The following is an 18,365-nucleotide window of genomic DNA, read 5'->3' as shown; positions in this document are numbered from 1 at the left end:
ATACTCCAGCAGATGGTCTAACCGAACAGCACGCTCGGCAGCCAGGTCGCAATTGCCGGTACATAAGACACCAGCAACAGGACAATAATATTGGTAATCAAAAACGGCATAATCGCTTTAATCACAGTACTCAGCGGTAATTCGGCGATATTTGCACAAACGAACAGACAGACTCCGACCGGTGGTGTGGTCAGCCCGATCATCAGGTTAAGTACAGCAAAAGTCGCAAAATGCAACGGATCGATTCCAACCCCTTGAGCAAGAGTCAACAATGGCACAAAGAGAATGATCAGAGCGGCGATCGTTTCCATGAACATGCCGACAAAAAGCAGCAGCAGGTTGATCAAAAGAATCACCATATACTTGTTGTCGGTAATGGCCAGGACCGCCTTGGCGATGGTCTGGGGAATCTGTTCCGAGACCAGAATCCAGCCGAAAACATTGGCGAAACCGACCAACACCAGAATCGCCGCAGAAGATACAGCGCTGTCGACCAGAATTTTTGGAATCAGCTTGAGGGGCAATTCCCGATAGAAGACCGTCCCAACAATAACCGCATAGATACAAGCAATAACAGCCGTCTCCGTGGGGGTCATCAAGCCACTGATCATGCCGACAATAATCAATGCCGACATGGCCAGAGCCCAGAAGGCGCTCAGAAAAGAGCGGCCAACTTCACGGAACCCTTCCCACTTCTGGCGGGGAAACTTCTTTTTGGTAGCGATCAGGTAGGTGGTGATCAGCATGGCGACGCCAAGCAGAATCCCGGGGATTGCCCCGGCAATGAACATCTGCCCGACGGAGATGCCCGACAGGGCACCGACGATAATCATCGGCACACTGGGCGGGATAATCGGGCCAACCGTGGATGAGGCAGCGGTCACGGCAGCCGAAAAGTCAGCCGGGTAACCGGCTTTCTTCATTCCCGGGATCATGACCCCGCCGATGGAGGCGGCATCGGCAACCGCGGTCCCGGAAATTCCGCCAAACAGCATTGAAGCAGCCACATTGGTCAGCCCCAGCCCGCCGCGCACCCAGCCGACCAGACCATTGGCAAAACGGATGATCCGCTCAGTAATACCGCCATTGTTCATCAGGTTCCCGGCCAGGATAAACCCGGGGATACAGAGCAGGACAAAAACATCGATCCCGGCGTACATTTTCTGCGGCATAACAACCAGCGGAATCCCTGCTGCCAGCAGATAACAGAATGAAGAAACCCCCAGGGTTACGGCAACCGGTAAGCCAATAACCAGCCCTCCGACAAATACGCCTATCAAGATTGCAAGATTCATTGATTCGTCTCCCGGTTATTCCGCAGTTCAAGTAGCAGGGAAGCAACCCTGGCCAGGGCAAAAACCCCTAAAGAAATCATCAGGAAAAGAACGCTGGCATGGATATAGGTCATCCTCCAGCCGAGGGCCGGGGACGTCTGAAACGCACCAATCTCAGTAAAGCGCCAAGCCGGCTCGAGCAGAAAGCCACAGAGCAGAACCATGATGACGGAGCAGACCAGTTTTAAAAACCATTGCACCCGCGGCGGCAAAGTGGTGCAAACAATATCGACATTCACCAGGTCGCCACTGAGCAGTGACAGACCAACCCCGAAGGACGTCAGATACAACAAGGCAAAACGAGTCAGTTCCTCAGTCCAGACCGGCGAATCGAACATTCCGCTACGGCCAAGAACCTGGATTGTGACTGAAACGATAAGAACCCCAAAAGCGAGACCGACCAGCAGCCGGGTCAGTCGAATCAGGCCGGCATTGAAAGACCGTATCAACGATTTCTGCATGGATTTCAATCCTTACTACCCTGAAAGTCCTCCGCTCGATGTTGCTGGAAATTCTCTCCAACCGGACAGAACGAGGATTTCAGTCCATCATGATGCGTTTACATGGAAAAGCTGCGTGACCTGGGGCCACGCAGCTTAAGAACAACGACTTACTGATTGAACAGATCTTCAACAATCGGCCGGATTTCAGGTTTGACAGCAGCCAGAACAGCACCTTTTGCTTTTTCGGCAAAAGCTTTTTTGTCAACCTGGACAAAGGTCATCCCTTTTGCTTCAAGTTCACCGACCAGTTTCTTCTCGTCGGCAAGGAACAGTTCGCGCTCATAAGCCTGGGCACGTTTGGCCGCTTCCATGACATTTTTCTGGTCTTCCGCTGAAAGCTTGTTCCAGGTCAATTCGGAGAGGGTCAGGTAGATCCAGGAACGAACATGCTCGGTCAAATTGACGTATTTCTGAACTTCATAAAAACTTGCTGATTTGATCAGGGCAAGGGGATTTTCCTGGGCGCCGATGGTACCATTCTGCAGTGAAGTGAAAACTTCGGAGAAAGCCATGGGAGTCGGTTTTGCGCCCAGCGCTTTCCAGACATCGACAAACAGCGGCACATTGGGAACCCTCATTTTCAGACCATCCAGATCGGCAGGCGTTTTGATCGGACGATTACTGGTCAGGTCCCGCGGGCCACGGGCAAAATAAGCGATCGGACGAATCCGGGCTTTTTCCCTAATCTGCGCTTTGATTTTTTCACCGATTTCACCACCGGCAACAGAGTCCATGTGCTCCAGAGATTTATAAGCATAAGGAACCGCCAGCAATGCTGCCATCGGGGCCCAGTTTTGCAGGCTTTCGCCAGTAATGGTCATATCAACCGTGCCAAGCTGCATACCGTTGATCAGGTCCATCTCCTTACCCAGCGATTCATTCGGGAAAACCTGAACTTTAATCCGCCCGTTGGTCAGCGCTTCCAGTTCTTCACCGAATTTGACTGACGCTTTGTGCCAGGTGTTGTCCTCATTGGCCAGGTGCCCAAGCTTGAGGGTCATATCCGCGGCTGCCGCGGGCATGACGAAGAGTGAGACCAGAACAACTGTAAGTAAGGCTTTTCCGAAACGATTGAGCATTGTCATACTACCTCCCTAACGCGTTACATGGTTTTTAAATAGGAAGCCCCTTCCACACTGAAGACAGCTTCCTCTCAACTTTGCGGGGTTGTTCCTTGTTCAGCAAATAGTTCAGGCTGTTTTGCCACCACTTTCGGAAGATCGATCAGCACCTCTTTCATATGGCAGCGTATGGCATTTTCTGCTTTTTTCAAGTCTCTCCTGGCAATAGCATCAAGCAAATTTTCATGCTGGTCGATTAGCCGCTGCAAAGGCTTCTGACTGGAGCTGAGATAGCGAACCCGGTCAAAATGGGCTTTCAACCGGGCGACCACATTCCAGACCGTGGATTTCCCGGCCAGTTCGGCCAGCAATCGATGAAACTGTTCATCGAGCTGATAAAATTCGTCAGGATCGGCGACGCAGGAATTTTTCTGCAGCTCAATGAGCTCCCTGAGCAGCCGGATATGTTCCGGGTCACCCAGTTGAACAAGCAATTTAACGATTTCGACTTCGATCGCCTCCCGAATGAAACGGGCATCGTTGACGGCATCGATGTAGATCTTGGTCACAAAAGTTCCCCGTTGCGGGCGAACCTCAACCAACCCATCGTTACGCAGCTTGATAAAGGCTTCGCGGACAGGCTGCCGACTGACATTGAGCTGGCGGGATATTTCCGACTCGGAAATTCTTTTTCCGGGCGCGAAATGACCGCGGATAATCTGATCGCGCAAGATCTTGTAAACTTGCGGGCCGACCGACTTCCCCTGCTTCAAAGAAGAACTCTGTGGTAAATTCATTATCACTTGACGGGCTCCTGAAAGGCTTATATAACATACTACCATACTAGTCAACACAAAAACTCGATATACGGGATCCGACAGGATCGCATAACAGCTTGACTTCATTAGCAGATTCCACAACCAGAAGGCGCTGTTTTAAAAACGATTTTTCAACGATTTAAGTGTTTTCAGGAATACTGACAGAATATCAGAAACGGTCAGACTTACCACTGGGCGAGACGTTTCCCGCACCAGTTACTTAATTAAAAAGGGGATCAATATGCGACAAACATGGAGATGGTTCGGGCCGGCGGACAGGACATCGATTGATGATATATTACAGGCTGGAGTTGAAGGAGTTGTCTCGGCGCTGCATCACATTCCGCCGGGAGTTGTCTGGACACGGGAAGAGATTGCCAAGCGGCAGGAAGAAATCGCCTGCAAAAAGGATGGTTCCCCTTCCGGGTTGACCTGGGAAGTTGTTGAAAGCCTGCCGGTGTCTGAAGGCATCAAGAAACAGACCGGTGCTTGGCGTGAGCATATTGAACATTATAAAACCAGCCTCCGGAACCTTGCCGCTCAGGGTATCGAGGTTATTTGTTATAATTTTATGCCAGTTCTGGACTGGACCCGCACCGATTTGAAATGGCGTATGCCTCACGGCGGCACGACCATGCGTTTTGACCTGATCGATTTTGCAGCTTTCGATATCTTCCTGTTGCAACGTGCCGGAGCCGCAGAGGAATTTCCGCCGGAAATCGTGGCTCAGGCCGAAAAACGTTTCGCCGGCATGAGTGAACAGCTGCGCCAGCAAATCACCGAAAATGTCGCCTGCGGGTTGCCGGGATCGACAGAACAGCTCACCTTGCCGGATATTCGTCGGCACTTGGCGGAATATGATCGGATCAGTCCACAACAGCTGCGCCAGCACTTTATCGATTTTTTGGCCGAGGTTGCGCCCTGCGCCCAGGAACTCGGCCTGCGGCTTTGTTGTCACCCGGATGATCCGCCTTTTCCCCTGCTGGGCTTGCCACGTATCGTCTCGACCGAAGAAGATTACGCAACCTTGCTTGCCGCTGTGGATGTCCCCGCCAACGGGATCACGCTCTGTGCCGGCTCGCTGGGAGCCCGGGCCGACAATGACCTGCCGGGGATGATCGATCGGCTGGGCGACCGGGTTCATTTTGTTCATCTGCGCAATGTTAAAAGGGAAGCCGAGGGGGTACCGACGTCGTTTCATGAGGACGAACATCTGCGCGGGGATACGGACATGGTCGCCCTGGTTCAGGCGATTTTGCGTCAGGAAGACAAAAGACGGGCCGCCGGTCGCAAAGACTGCTGCATTCCGATTCGTCCCGACCACGGCATGGATATTCTTGATGACCTGAACCGACAGGGGCAACCGGGCTATCCGTCCATTGGCCGACTCAAGGGGCTGGCAGAATTACGCGGGCTGATCACCGCCCTGACCCACCCCAGCATCACCAGCAAAGGTTAAGGACATCATCACATGAAACGATTAAATAACCTCGCTCAGATCACAGGCGAAGTCCATTCACCCCGCTACACCCCGGAGTCCCATGGGGTCGGTATTGTCCATCTGGGAATCGGTGCTTTCCACCGCGGCCATATGGCGGTCTACACCGACGACGTCCTGGCCGCTGACGGTGGCGCCTGGCGAATTACCGGGGTCAGCCTGCGCAGTGCCGGGGTCCGTGACCGACTGACCCCGCAGAACGGTCTCTACACGCTGGTGGAACGGAGCGAAAAAGGAGAGGCCTATCGGGTGATCGGCGCCCTCAAGGACATCCTGGTGGCTCCGGAAAACCCGGAACAGGTTCTGCAACGGCTGGAGGATCCCGCCACCCGTATCGTCTCCATGACCATCACGGAAAAAGGTTATCTGCGTGATCCGGCAAGTGGGGCGTTAATGGCCGAGCACCCGGATGTGATCCACGATCTGGCACACCCGGAGCAGCCGAAAACCATGCATGGTTATGTGGTAGAAGCTCTGGCGCGAATCCGCCAAACCGGGCGCACCCCGTTCACCCTGCTCAGTTGCGACAACCTGCCTGCCAATGGTTCGGCTTTGCAACGAGTCGTTGTCGAATTTGCCGCTCTGCGGGACCGTGAACTTGCTGACTGGATCGCCGCCGCGGTCATCTGTCCCAACACCATGGTCGATCGCATTGTGCCGGCAACAACCCGGGAAGATATCGACCGACTCTCACGGACCCTCGGCTACCAGGACGAGGCCCCGGTCATTTGTGAACCATTCAGCCAATGGGTGATCGAAAACAGCCTGCCAAAGCCGCGTCCGGCCTGGGAGAAATTCGGCGTAACCTTTGTTGAGAATGTCGCTCCTTACGAGGAAATGAAGCTGCGCCTGCTCAACTGCTCCCACTCAGCCATGGCCTACCTGGGCTATCTGGGCGGTTTTGACTTCATCCACCAGGTCATTGCCGAGCCGAGCTACCGCAACTTCATCGAAGGCATGATGCGTGAAGAGATCGTGCCGACCCTGCAGATGCCGGAAGATGTCGACTTGCAGGCCTATTGCGCAACCCTGATTCAACGCTTCCGCAACACCACCCTCGGCCACCGGACCTGGCAGATCGCCATGGACGGATCGCTGAAGATTCCACCGCGGATTCTCGATACCTTGCGCGACCGGTTTGCTCAAGGGCTGCCAAGCCCGCGACTTATGCTCGCCCTCGCCGGCTGGTTACGCTACGCCACGGGAATCGATGAGCAGGGCCAGCCGATTGAAGTCAGCGATCCGTTTGCCGAACGGCTGCGCGCCATTGCCGATCGTCATCAGCAAGATATTCCCGGCTATATCGACGCCATTCTTGCCGTTAAAGAGGTCTTTGGTAGCGATCTTCCTGCCCAGGACGGTTTCCGCAACCAACTGACCACCGCCCTCACCACTCTGTACCAGCACGGCGCCAGACAAGCAGTCGCACAGCTCTGATTGTTCGCAGGCCTGTTTTTATGCCGACCAAGCCCGCACCAGAGTCTTGCGGACTTGGTCGGCATAATCTGGCTTGCGTCCCTTCCCCGGCTGAATTCCCAAAAAAAATACCCCGTTCCGGAGGAGGCGGGAACGGGGCCAATGTCCATTGGTGATGGACTGGAGAAAGTGGATCGGGAAATTTCGTAAATTCCCAACAATCCTGGAAAGTTAATAAAGCAAATCGAGTACCAAGTGGCTCATTTTATGATAAATAATAGATTACGTTGGTTTTTCGTGCAGTTGCCCAAACACCGGACTGAAACAAACGCAAAGCCACACTAAGAGCTGAAAAAAAATCCGTCAGAATTGGCGGTTTTTCGCCTTTTCCTATTCGAAGCATTCAGTCAAAAACAAGCTGATATTTTTCCAATTTATAGCGCAAGGTACCACGCGGAACATTCAGAATACGTGCAGTTTTTGCGACGTTACCACCTGTAATGCGGAACGCTTTGGCAACCAGGTTTTTCTCAACCTGGCCGACCACATCATCCAGAACAATCCCTTCCGGGGGAATCTCATAGTTAAAGGGCAGTTCACTCTGCGGGGCTTCTCCCCAGATCTCGCGCGGCAGATGGGCCGACTCAATCTGGCCAACATTGTGCATAATACAGATCCGCTCCACCACATTGCGCAATTCCCGGACATTCCCCGGCCAATGGTAGCGCGTCATCAAATCGAGGGCATCACGGGAAAACCCCTTCATCGGCTTGTTGAATTCGCGGCAGAAGCGCTGCAGGAAGTGTTCAAGAAGGTGCGGAATATCCTCCCGCCGTTCGCGCAATGGCGGAATGTGGATCGGGAAAACATTGAGTCGATAATAGAGATCTTCCCGAAACGCTTTGTGTTCAATGGCAGTTTTCAACTCTGCGTTGGTTGCGGCGATGATCCGCACATTAATGTCGATATTGCGCGCGCCCCCCAACCGACGAATTTTGCGATCTTCAAGGACCCGTAGCAGTTTGACCTGCAGGCTGAGGTCCATTTCGCCTATTTCATCAAGAAAGATGGTGCCGCTGTCGGCCTGTTCAAACAGACCGATTTTACGATTTTTAGCATCGGTAAACGCTCCCCGTTCATGACCGAACAGTTCCGTCTCCAGCAGGTTGAAGGGCAACGAACCGCAGTTGATTTCTACAAAGGGCTGCTCACTACGTGGTGACAGGTTATGAATAGCCCTGGCCACCAACTCCTTGCCGGTGCCACTGTCTCCAGTGACCAGAACGGTGGCGGTTTCATGTTTGGCAACTTCGCGGATCTGTTGAAAAATTTGCAGCAATGCCGGACTGGTGCCAACCATATTGATACCGGCGGCATCTTTGGAGAGGTGCCTGACCTTGCGACGCAGGTTCTGGGTTTCCAACGCCAGCTTGACAATCAGGTGAATCGCATCCGCTTTGAAGGGTTTTTTAATATAGTCATAGGCCCCTATTTTAAGAGCTTCAACGGCACTCTCCACAGTCCCGTAGCCGGTAATGATGATGACCAGGATTTCCGGATCGACCTCGCGCATAGTGCGCAGAACATCCAAGCCACTGCTCCCGCCAAGATTAAGATCAAGCAGGACTAGGCTGATTTCTTCTTCCCCAACAATCTGGATGGCCTCCTCCGGAGAGGCGGTCGAAATGGGTCGATAGCCATCCTCGGCCAGAATCCGCTCTAGATTCTCGCGGATAAACGCTTCATCATCAACAATCAATATCTTTTCCATGATCCATCCCTGCTCCGGGTTTCCAACCCTTTAAAAACACTGCCGTGAGTATCAAGCGAAGAGATTAATATAACGGTTGGTCTTGGATTCAACAAGAAAAATGGTCAATTTTCGCCACTTGATGGGCTGTGCTGAGAGATCGCCCGGTATCCAGGACTGCCGCAGAGAATCAATTCGGCTTGGTCAGGGGGAGAGCAACCAGCACGGTCGTTCCCTCACCGGGGTTGCTTTCAATATCAATGGTCCCGTTATGATCGGAGACGATATTATAGCTGATGGCCAGACCGAGTCCGGTCCCCTGCCCTTTGGTAGTAAAAAACGGCTCGAAGACCAACGGCAACCGGTCAGCCGGAATCCCGTAGCCGCTATCCGAAATCCGGAGGACCAACTGTTCTCCCTGCTGTCTGACCGACACCTCCAACTGTCCGCCGCCAGGCATGGAGTCGAGGGCATTGTTCAAAAGATTGAGCAGCACCTGCTTGAGCCGATCCGCATCCATCTGCAGTTGCGGTAAATCGGTGGGGACATCCTCGATCAGCTTGACCTGTTGGCGCTGGCACTGCTTGCGCAGTAAAAAGAGGGAATCTTGCACCACCGCATCGATCTTGCCAAAGACCAGATGAGGCTCGGGCATGGACGAGAAATGAAGCATTTCAGTGACCAGGGTTTCAAGCCGTTCAATTTCCCCCAGCGCCTTGCGAATCAGTTCCTGATCAGCCTCATGGCCGAGCAGGCGATCATGCAATTCATCCAGCAACAGGCTGACCCCGGTCAACGGGTTGCGCACCTCATGTGCGATCCCGGCCGACATCCGCCCCAGTGAAGCCAGCCGATCCATGCGGGCCATCTGCTGGCGCATGTTGACCCGTTCGGTGATATCTTCAATGGTCAACAGCCATCCCGCCTGCTGCCTGAAACTGAGGGGGAACAAGGCCATCCGGTAGGTCAGATTGCGGGCGTTCCGATCTATGGCAACATAACTGCGAAACGGTCCGCTCTGCCCCTGCCGGCCAGCGACAAACCAACCTTCCAGGATCTCACCCAGTTCGGGCCATTGCCCGAGCAGGTCCTGCCATACACAGTCCGGGCCGGGCCGTTCGATACCCAGAACCGTACAGGCCGGACCATTGGCGGACGTCACTTTGCAATCGCGATCAAAGGTCAACAGTCCAGTTTCGATATTTTCAAAAACCGTGTCCTTGAAATTGCGCTCCCGGATGATCTCTTTGCGTGATCTGCGCAGGGCCTGCAAGGTGCTCATCAGTCGTTGCCGGCGGCCGTGCAATTCTTCGACCATGGTATTGAAAGATTCCGCCAGGACACCGACCTCATCGTTGGAGCTGGCTTCCACCTTGATCTGGGTGGCTGGATTGCCGCTGATCATTTTTCGCGTTCCTTCGGTCAGCGAAAGCACCGGCCGAACAATGCTGTTGGACAGAAAATAGGCCACCGCGATAACCACCATAATCGTTACGGAAATAACCAGCCAGGATTGCATCAGGTAATTATTGATCTGCTGCTTGATCAACCGGGAGGTGGCCAGTGCCGGCTGATGAAACTGGGCAATTTCGGCCCCGATGGTAATGCCGCCGAAAATACCGAACCTGCTGTAGTCTCCACGCGCATAGTGAATCGGCGCAAAGGCCATGATTTTGTTGGAGCCACCGATATTGGTCGTGTCCAGCACCCCAGAGTGACCTTGCTGGACGGCCCTGGCGGCCTTAGGGTAATTGGGATGAATAAAACCGGCATCAAGCAGATGAAAAGGGATACGACCTGCCCTCACCACATCCTTGGGGGTATTTTTGGTGTAGGCGGGAACCAGATTGCCGTCGGGATCGAAGCCGCGGATATCCCAATATTTGGGGTGAACGATGGTCCAGCCCAAATCATCGAACATAAACGCGTAGTTACCGCTTGCGTAGGAAGGAAAAACCACATCCTTCTCTCCACCCGGGTTGATATGCTGGGTAAATTCCATCAAGTGGCGATGATCAAGGGACAGCACAACAACCCCTTGCAGACGACCGTCTTTCCTGATCGGAGTGGCAAACCGGATCACCCCCCGGTAGGGAGCGCCCTGTACGGCAGCCAGAGGAGTCTCCGCTCCCTGCAACTGTTCGTCCCGGCTGACATACCAGCCATTAAGGTGCGAAACCCAGATTTCACCGCTCGTCAACCGGGACGCCTGGCGAAAATAATCTTCTGATTTATACGTGGTCCGGACCGGATCGGCAACGTTGCGCAGGTTCGTGGACGGACGACCGTCAACGATGCGCACCTGCTCCTGTCCGCGGGCATCAATGTAAGCGAGTTCACTGTAAAGGAGGATTTTTTCCCGAACTTCAATAGGGGCGCCGTTGGTCCCCCGGCGATACCAGATCTCACGCTGATGGGACCAATCGAAGTCGAGATACTGTTGTTCTGATGGGGTGAGCAGGCTCAGATCAAGGAGATCACCTTCAACCTCGTGCAGAAAAGCCGTCACCTGGCCAGCGACCATCTGGGCTCTTTTTTCCAGAGCTGCCGCGGCCTGACTGTCGAGAGCCTCGGTGGTCCTGCGCCGTAGCAGATCTTCAACCAGACGCAGGCTGTGCTGGGAATTGAAAAGCAGCAAACCCAGCGGCAACAACGACAACAGCAGGAAAGCGCCAAGAACTTTTTTATGTAAATTCACATGAAACATGGCAGGGATTATAGACGAAAACCGTACAACAACCTAGCAAGCTGTTAAAAACAGCTGGTTGAACCCATGTCCAAGTGCTCGAACCTCATGAAACGTTGCCCCCGCACCGGCTTTAAGGAACCAGATAAAGAACTATATTTCAAACAATTAAATCAATATCCTAAGGTATCTTCTAAACAACTGCTCGCCCCGATCCGGACAACCGTTGTTCAGCCGCGAACAAGGCCGGGCAATATTTTGCCATCTGCAGGGATCAATTCGCTCTATTTATTCCTTGAGACCACATAATCGGCCAGTGTGAACAAGGCTTGGCGGGATTCGCTGTCAGGGAAAATGGACAGCAGTTTTTTGGCTTTTTCGATACGTTCAACGGCTTTACTGCGGGTATATTCGATGCCGCCCTTCTCTTCAATCAGCTTGCAGACATACTCGAGATCAGGAGAGATCAATTCTTCCGCTTCAATGATCCGGGAAATTTCCGCGCGCTCCTCTGCATTGGCCGCACTATAGGCGTGAATCAGCGGCAAGGTCATCTTTCCTTCAAACAGATCATGTCCGAGTTCTTTGCCGAAATCCTTTTGTTCGGCCACGTAATCCAGAGCATCATCCATCAATTGAAAAGCGGTCCCGATCTCCAGCCCGAATTCACGCAAAGCAGCTTCCTGTTCGGAAGCAACGCCGGAAAGGACAGCCCCAACCTGGCAGGCGGCAGCAATCAGAATGGCTGTTTTGTCCCTGACCACCTGCAGATAACGCTCCTCATCGACATCCAGGTCACAGGTATTGATCAATTGCAGAATTTCGCCTTCAGCCAGTTGCGTCGTCGTGTCAGAAAGGATTTTCAGGATCTTCAGACTTTCCGCCCCGACCATCATCGAAAAAGATTTGGCAAACAGAAAATCGCCAACCAGCACCGAGGCCTGATTCCCCCAGACAGAATTGGCCGAACGGTTGCCACGCCGCAAACTAGCACTGTCCACCACATCGTCGTGCAACAAGGTGGCAGTATGGATAAACTCAACCACTGCGGCCAGTTCAATATGCTTATCGCCTTGATAATTGCAGAGACGGGCACTGAGCAGAAGCAGCATGGGACGAAAGCGCTTGCCACCACTGGAAAGGACATAATTCCCAACCTGACCGATCAGTTGGACGTCGGAAGCAAGATTCTTCCTGAATTGGCCTTCAACGGCCTCCATCTCATCTTTCAGAAGTGCAACAACAGATTCCATAAATCCTATATTTCCAGTGGTTAAGGGGCAGGACAATGAGATCACAATCGATCTGCCGATAAGGCCGGAAACCCGGTAGACGGGCCATTCTAAAAACCGCAACCAATGATGTCAAAACCTTTTTACCAGCCGCAGGATAAAATACCCACTCGGCCAAGTCTATCCCCCTGACAGCAGTTCTCATTGTTGAGCAGGTTGCTCAGGTGGCCTGGGAACGGGAACAAACCGCCTTTCTTGCTGATCCCAGCGATAACCGCCGGCCTCCCAGAGGTCTTCGATGAGGTTCCAGTTGACCAAGGCATCTCCGGTCTCTGCCGACAAATCTGAAACCGCCAGAATCTCCATGTCGTCAATGACCGAGTTACCGTTACGGTCGGCCCAGTGCAGCGGGGCGACGGTCAGCGTCCCGCTGCTGGGAATGGCCACGGTATAGGGACCAGTTGCGGTATTTGCCACCAGTTCACCACTCACTTCGATATGCTCACCAACGCGGACAGTATCGGCGACGTCCAGAAGATAAAATATCTTGGCCTGTTGGAGGGGAGTTTTGAAAATCCAGCGGACCAGGCCGTTTTTCTCATCAACATTCGAAGCTTTTGGCTTGGCGTCAACAAATCGCCAACCGGCGGGGAGCTTTTCCTTAAGGATCATTTTGAGGGGCTGCTCCGCCTCGACATCGACCTGCAGCAGAATCTTGCTTCCCGGAGCCGCATAGGGAGGCAAAATCCGGACAGCCTGCAGATGAAGAGGAACCCCCTGTTGCTGGTACAGCCAAAAGATGGCTAGCAACACCAGAACGACAACCAGGGCTCCGAGAATAAAGGCATAACGCTTGCGCCCCGTTAATGAATTGCCGGGAAGAGGAACCGGATCAGCCACGCTGGAAGGGCTTCCCCCCGGATCCTGTTTTAGAATATCGGCAAGATCGACCTCCAGCGCTTCCGCAAGTTTCAACGCATTATCCCGGCGAATGGTCGGGTAGCGGTTATTTTCCCAGCGGGAAACGGTATCGGTGGTCACTCCGACAACTTTGGCCACGTACAACTGGGTCAGGCGGCTATCTTCCCGTATCCGCCGGATAACCTCACCGTCAATAGCAACGGATGGTGAATTCTGGTATTCATTCATTGCATCCATACAGATCCTTTTGCGATCCCGACCGTCCCCTTACAGTTGCATCGACTTGCCGGTGGCGGCAACAGCCCTGCCGCCGCTGGACAACCGACTGAACCAGGCGAGAATAACAGAGACTTGAAAATGCTGCAAACCCTCCTGCAGCAGAGGTCGACAAGACCTGTCAGGACTCATTTTAACATATTGAAAACAGGGCTATTACACCCGACATCGATATGAATATCCGTGGATGTCGACTGCGCTGAATCAGCGATCATGAGATGATCCGGCTCACCTGGCCACACTGAACCCGTTTACCACCATCAAGGAGGAATTTATCAATGAAAAAGTCACTCATGCTTATCATCCTGTTCGCCCTGGTTCTTGGTCTCAGCGGCATGGTCATTGCGGAAGTCCAGCCGCCGGCCGAAGTTCAGTTCACACCCAAGATGGGGAAGGTCACCTTCGATCACGCAGCTCACCAACAACGAAATGAATGCGTTACCTGTCATCACACCGGCGAGTACGCCTCATGCCTTAGCTGCCATGGCGTCGTTGCCGAAGCTCCCAAAGCCAAGGATGCCTTCCATAGTCTGTGTAAGGATTGCCACAGCAAACTGAAACAAGGGCCGACCAAGTGTAAGGAATGTCATATAAAATAGCCCCACCACCAGATGGGTCAGCCAGGGCGGAGATCTCAACCGATCCGCCCTGGTCATGTTTTAACACGCCCTGCCTGATCCGGATTAACCTCTCGTGTCCCGTTCGGTGAGTTATTGGTATTAACTTTGAGTCATTTTTATTGCCGTCAAGGCGTGCCGCAGCAGGTCTAGCCTGCGCGAAGTCGAGGTAGACAGCGGCAAAAAGGACCGGAATTGAGAGAGAGAACTAACCGTACGGGACACTGGCTTTCCAACCCTGTCATAACCCATTCATCCCGTTCCCTGCCCGACACACCACGAAGATCCAGCGATTTTTTAGCTGGGCCCTGCTCTTAAAAATAAAATAAGAATTTTTTAAATTTTTAGTTGATTCTAATTTTACTTTTAACTATTATCATCATTAACAGGTTCAAACCTCTCCTCTTAAGGATATTCTGCCCCGCGTTCCACCTCCTGGCGCGGGGCTATTTTTGTCTCCCCCTTGTCCAACCCGTCGTTTCTCCCTGATAATGAACTTTACACTGTTCATTAACCGAGAGGAGAAGCTGGCGTGAATCACCTCCAATACGAAAAAAGCCCGTACCTGCTGCAACATGCTGACAACCCGGTCGACTGGTACCCATGGGGTGAAACGGCTCTGGCCAGGGCTCGCCAGGAAAACCGGCCGATTTTTCTCTCCATCGGCTACTCAACCTGTCACTGGTGTCATGTCATGGCTCATGAATCCTTTACAGACCCAGCCGTTGCCGAAAAATTGAACAGATCCTTCATCGCCATTAAAGTCGACCGAGAAGAACGTCCCGACCTGGACGCCGGATTCATGCAGGCCTGCCAGATGATGAACGGTCAAGGAGGCTGGCCCCTGAATCTGTTCCTCTGCCCGGACGGCAAACCTTTTTACGCCCTCACCTATGCGCCTCCCCAGGGGCGTGGTGGCAGGCCCGGGTTGATCGACATCATCGACAAGGTAACCGATATGTGGCAAGCCCGCTCACAGGAACTGGTCAACGCCGGAGAGAGTTTGGCGAATGCCCTCCTCGACCTAGAAACGCAGAATTATCGACAGCCTCCGGAAGAGGCGATCCTGCGCCGGGCTGCAGCAAAGCTGAAAGAGCTGTTTGATCCACAATATGGCGGTTTCGGCAGTGCACCCAAATTCCCCCAACCGCACAATCAGACCCTGCTGTTTCGCCTTGCCCAACGCTTTGACGATGCCCAACTTGCCAGGATGGCACAACAGACCCTGGACAATATCGCCGCCGGCGGAATTACCGATCAGCTGGGCGGTGGGATGCACCGCTATTCGGTGGACGAGCGCTGGTTGGTTCCGCATTTTGAAAAGATGCTCTACGATCAGGCCCTGATCAGCGATGCCTACCTGGATGCATGGCTAATCAGCGGTCAAAGGCATTATCGTCAGGCGGCAGAGCAGATACTGGATTATTGCCTGCGGGAATTACAGCAGGATCAGGGCGGGTTTTATTGTGGAGAGGATGCGGATTCCGAGGGACACGAAGGGACCTACTACCTCTGGAGCCGACAGGACCTTGAAGCAGAGCTGACATTGCAGGAACGCACCCTGTTTGAAAATTATTACAGCATATCGACACGGGGTAACTTTGAAGGCAAAAACATTCTCGCGTGCAATCAAACGCTGACCGCGGTTGCAGAGCAACTTCAGTTGTCAACCACTGCCGCCGAACAGCTGTTGCAAACAGCACAGAACAAGCTGATGCAAAAGCGCTCCCGCCGACCTCGCCCGCATCTGGACGATAAAATAATCACCGCCTGGAACGGGCTGCTTATAGCGACCCTGGCCCGGGCCAGCCGGCTGCTGAACAATGACAGCTATCTGCATGCAGCACAAAAAGCCAGCTCTTTCATCAGTAAGGAGTTGTTTTTGTCCGGTCGACTGAAGAGACGTTATCGCGCCGGCGATACCCGCATTGACGGCTTCCTGGAAGATTATGCCTATCTCATCTACGGCCTGATCGAACTTTTCCTGACCGATTTCAACAGCAGCCACCTGGAACGTGCCATCAGCCTGATGCAACGCTGCGAGCAATTATTCAGTGACGGCCGGGGGGGCTATTTTGATGCTGCCGAGCCCATTGTCCCGGGCCTGGGGCGCGGCCGCAGCAGGCAGGACGGAGCACTCCCGGCTGCATCTTCAGTGACCGCCCATAACCTGTTTCGTCTGGCGCAACTGACCGGCGATAAAGCTTTCGAACAGCGGGGGAAGTCCCTGCTCGCACAACTGCTGGCAAAAGCCGATCAATACCCGACCGCTTTCGCTTTTTTACTCCAGGCCTTGGATCTTGCCTTGAGCGAACCCCTGACCCTGGTGATAGTCATGCCGCCTGAACTCAGTTCCTTGCCAGCGCCCTGGCAAAAGGCAGTCCACGGTTTCCGCCCGCAGCTGGTCACGATTATCACTACTGCTCCAGAGCAACTGTCAACCCTGGTTCCAGCCACGGCCGGAAAACACCTCATGAATCACAGCATCACCGCCTGGCTCTGTACAGGCAGCAGTTGCTTGCCCCCGGTGACGGACTCTGAGCTCCTGGCAGAAACATTGCAGACCTATGCCCCTTTGAAAACCTTTAACAGATGAGGAACCAGCTGCTTTTTGCGGGACAGGACCCCCTTAAGGCGATAGAGGTTGTCACCTTCCTGGGGATAACCGATCATGTAAGGTAGCTCACTCGGCCCGGCGGTCAGCAGCAAGCTTGTTTCCATGACGATATCCGTGACCAGCAGCGCAGCCAGCTCATAGCCTTTCTCCTCGCGTAATCGCGCCAGCTCTTCGATCAGCTCCTGACGACGCCGGTCAAAGGAATGAAAGTTGACCACTTCGACCTGCCCCAGACCGAGCAGGTAATTACCGACCTGATATTCCTTGAAGTCGGTGGTAATCAACTGCCGTGCAGAAACGCCACTGGCCATCGGACTTCCGGCAGCAAACAACCGATTGCCGAACTCTTCATGATTCAACCCGGACAATTCCTCCAGCCAGGGGACCAGCTCGCGATCAACATCTGTCGTGGTTGGAGATTTCAGGATCACGGTATCGGAGAGCATTCCCGCCAGCATCAGGCCGGCGGTTTTTGAGTCGGGTTGGATACCGGCCTGGCGATAGAGAGTCGCCACCAGTGAACAGGTGCTGCCGAGTGGCTGATTGATGAATCTGATTGGCATGTCGGTGTGAAAGTTGCCGAGGCGATGATGATCGATCACTTCGATGATTTCAACTTTGTCCGCCCCGGGCACTGCCTGGGATAGCTCATTATGGTCGACCAGAATCAGCTTGACCGGCGAATTTTTAATCAAGTGACTTTTGGTGGCGACCCCTTCGACGCGACCACCCGCCGAGCAGACAACCGCGCCAGTCTGGTTGCCATGCACCAATTTCAGACGCAAGTCCTCCAATAAGTCATTTTTCTTGACTGTCATGAAGTCCGCTTCGGCAAGCAGACCGACCGGGGTCGACATGCGCGTCAACCAAACCGTATTGGCGGTATCGTAGTTACTGACCAGGATGGAGACCCCCTTCTTCTGTGCTTTGACCAATAGCGCTTCATCAACCGTAGCACTCCCGGTGACAATCAGCAAACGAACCCCTGCATCAACGGCAAAACGCTGGATCCCCGGCCGATCCCCGGTGATAATAATTGTTTTTTCCGGAGCGATCTCCGCGACCCAGCGCCTGAAACTGGTTTCGCGCCTGGCGCCGACAAACAGATTGAAATCATCGACCCGGTCAGCATCCTGTAAATGCAAGGCCTGGGCATTAAGACAACGCTGAATGGAGTTCAGCGAGGCGGAGACACGGCGCATTTTGTCCGGATCGGTCGGTACCAGGAAAAATTCAGTCATACTTTTCAGCAACAACAAGCCCTTGGCTGCTCCCGCATCATCGACCACCGGCAGCAAACGAATCCGATTTTCATGATAGAGTTCAATAGCTCTGGACATCGGCTCCGCTTCGTGAATCGAAACGACCGCTTCAGTGACCACATCCTTCACTCGGGGGTGAACATCGGAAAGGAGCACCGGCACCTCGCTGTTCAGAAGATCAAGCACAAACTGAGTCTGCTGGTTGATGTTTCCGGCCCGGGCGGCACGCACCCCTGCCATCCCCTGTCGGCGCCTTAATTCCGCATAGGCAATGGCACTGCAGATCGAATCGGAATCGGGGTTTCGATGGCCGATGACATATATTTTTTCCTGGGCAGACATGTTAATTATTCCTCCTGAAACAAAAGAGCCCT

13 protein-coding genes are annotated in these 18,365 nt (G+C 53.5%); 4 read left to right on the top strand and 9 right to left on the bottom strand.

Going from position 1 to position 18,365, the window contains the following annotated elements; all coding sequences use genetic code 11:
- Nucleotides 1–17: 17 nt before the first annotated feature.
- From N909_RS0122095 to N909_RS0122080, 4 genes are all read right to left on the bottom strand, one after another.
- Entirely contained in the window at nucleotides 18–1,295 is a 1,278-nt protein-coding gene (locus N909_RS0122095; protein ID WP_029918276.1) for a TRAP transporter large permease, read from the bottom strand.
- Nucleotides 1,292–1,795 carry a TRAP transporter small permease gene (locus N909_RS0122090; protein WP_211254016.1) on the bottom strand — a complete coding sequence of 168 codons (504 nt, stop codon included), beginning with the start codon at nucleotides 1,793–1,795 and terminating at the stop codon, nucleotides 1,292–1,294. The genes N909_RS0122095 and N909_RS0122090 overlap by 4 nt, the downstream gene beginning before the upstream one ends.
- Before the next feature lie 149 nt (nucleotides 1,796–1,944).
- The gene (locus N909_RS0122085) at nucleotides 1,945–2,859 is read right to left on the bottom strand and encodes a TRAP transporter substrate-binding protein (protein WP_342672716.1); all 915 of its coding nucleotides are present in this window, start codon (nucleotides 2,857–2,859) and stop codon (nucleotides 1,945–1,947) included.
- Between the two features lie 131 nt (nucleotides 2,860–2,990).
- Nucleotides 2,991–3,695, bottom strand: coding sequence for a GntR family transcriptional regulator (locus N909_RS0122080; RefSeq protein ID WP_029918273.1), 705 nt, complete (start codon nucleotides 3,693–3,695; stop codon nucleotides 2,991–2,993).
- Between the two features lie 262 nt (nucleotides 3,696–3,957).
- On the opposite strand from N909_RS0122080, the gene uxuA reads away from it, so the two are divergent.
- A complete protein-coding gene (uxuA, locus tag N909_RS0122075) occupies nucleotides 3,958–5,175 on the top strand; it encodes a mannonate dehydratase (RefSeq protein WP_029918272.1) in 1,218 nt (405 codons plus the stop codon).
- A 12-nt stretch (nucleotides 5,176–5,187) separates the two neighbouring features.
- Nucleotides 5,188–6,651, top strand: a complete 1,464-nt coding sequence (locus N909_RS0122070) for a mannitol dehydrogenase family protein (RefSeq protein WP_029918271.1) — start codon at nucleotides 5,188–5,190, stop codon at nucleotides 6,649–6,651.
- Between the two features lie 382 nt (nucleotides 6,652–7,033).
- On the opposite strand, the gene N909_RS0122065 is transcribed toward N909_RS0122070, so the two are convergent.
- From N909_RS0122065 to N909_RS0122050, 4 genes are all read right to left on the bottom strand, one after another.
- On the bottom strand, nucleotides 7,034–8,401 hold the full coding sequence (locus N909_RS0122065; protein ID WP_029918270.1) for a sigma-54-dependent transcriptional regulator: 1,368 nt from the start codon (nucleotides 8,399–8,401) through the stop codon (nucleotides 7,034–7,036).
- A gap of 169 nt (nucleotides 8,402–8,570) precedes the next feature.
- Nucleotides 8,571–11,078: a PAS domain-containing sensor histidine kinase gene (locus N909_RS0122060; protein ID WP_162179150.1), complete on the bottom strand. Its 2,508-nt coding sequence runs from the start codon at nucleotides 11,076–11,078 to the stop codon at nucleotides 8,571–8,573.
- A gap of 272 nt (nucleotides 11,079–11,350) precedes the next feature.
- Nucleotides 11,351–12,319, bottom strand: a complete 969-nt coding sequence (locus tag N909_RS0122055) for a polyprenyl synthetase family protein (RefSeq protein ID WP_029918268.1) — start codon at nucleotides 12,317–12,319, stop codon at nucleotides 11,351–11,353.
- A gap of 180 nt (nucleotides 12,320–12,499) precedes the next feature.
- The gene (locus tag N909_RS0122050) at nucleotides 12,500–13,456 is read right to left on the bottom strand and encodes a helix-turn-helix transcriptional regulator (protein WP_036684502.1); all 957 of its coding nucleotides are present in this window, start codon (nucleotides 13,454–13,456) and stop codon (nucleotides 12,500–12,502) included.
- A 317-nt stretch (nucleotides 13,457–13,773) separates the two neighbouring features.
- On the opposite strand from N909_RS0122050, the gene N909_RS0122040 reads away from it, so the two are divergent.
- Together N909_RS0122040 and N909_RS0122035 are read left to right on the top strand one after the other, a co-directional pair.
- Nucleotides 13,774–14,094, top strand: coding sequence for a cytochrome c3 family protein (locus N909_RS0122040; RefSeq protein ID WP_051690049.1), 321 nt, complete (start codon nucleotides 13,774–13,776; stop codon nucleotides 14,092–14,094).
- A gap of 550 nt (nucleotides 14,095–14,644) precedes the next feature.
- Nucleotides 14,645–16,708, top strand: a complete 2,064-nt coding sequence (locus N909_RS0122035) for a thioredoxin domain-containing protein (protein WP_029918265.1) — start codon at nucleotides 14,645–14,647, stop codon at nucleotides 16,706–16,708.
- Here N909_RS0122035 and N909_RS0122030 read toward each other — a convergent pair.
- The gene (locus tag N909_RS0122030; protein ID WP_029918264.1) at nucleotides 16,678–18,333 is read right to left on the bottom strand and encodes a putative manganese-dependent inorganic diphosphatase; all 1,656 of its coding nucleotides are present in this window, start codon (nucleotides 18,331–18,333) and stop codon (nucleotides 16,678–16,680) included. The two genes, N909_RS0122035 and N909_RS0122030, sit on opposite strands and share 31 nt — an antisense overlap.
- Nucleotides 18,334–18,365: the final 32 nt, after the last annotated feature.

The organism is Pelobacter seleniigenes DSM 18267 (assembly GCF_000711225.1).
GTDB lineage: Bacteria > Desulfobacterota > Desulfuromonadia > Desulfuromonadales > Geopsychrobacteraceae > Seleniibacterium > Seleniibacterium seleniigenes.
Note: the sequence above shows the minus strand (reverse complement) of the source record. Positions and strands in the feature narration are given on the sequence as shown.